The organism is Lysinibacillus parviboronicapiens (genome assembly GCF_003049575.1).
Lineage (GTDB): Bacteria > Bacillota > Bacilli > Bacillales_A > Planococcaceae > Lysinibacillus > Lysinibacillus parviboronicapiens.
The window spans coordinates 1-256 of the sequence record NZ_PYWI01000114.1 but is presented as its reverse complement, the minus strand read 5'-3'; the positions used below and the strand labels follow the sequence as shown (position 1 = coordinate 256).

General features: G+C 35.2%; 1 protein-coding gene. It reads left to right on the top strand.

Annotated features, from left to right (window positions below; translation table 11 throughout):
- Positions 1 to 4: 4 nt before the first annotated feature.
- On the top strand, positions 5 to 88 hold the full coding sequence (locus tag C9J35_RS25010) for an IS3 family transposase (RefSeq protein WP_369122299.1): 84 nt from the start codon (positions 5 to 7) through the stop codon (positions 86 to 88).
- The last annotated feature ends 168 nt before the right edge of the window (positions 89 to 256 follow it).

Below are 256 nucleotides of genomic sequence, written 5' to 3'. Positions count from 1 at the left end.
ATATATTTACTTTTATAACTACCAACGCTTCCAAAAACGGCTCAACCATCTGGCACCGATAGAATATCGACACCAGATGGCTGTTTAGTCTTTTTTATAGCTGTCTACTTGACAGGGGTAAGTCCACTCATTCAGTGTGGAAGGTTTTTGTTTTATTTGAAAATGCTATTACTAAATAGTTTCTTGGAATGGTGTTTTCGTTTTTAAAATCGCATAAATCCAGTGTAAAAGCTTATTAGCACAAGCAATAATGGCT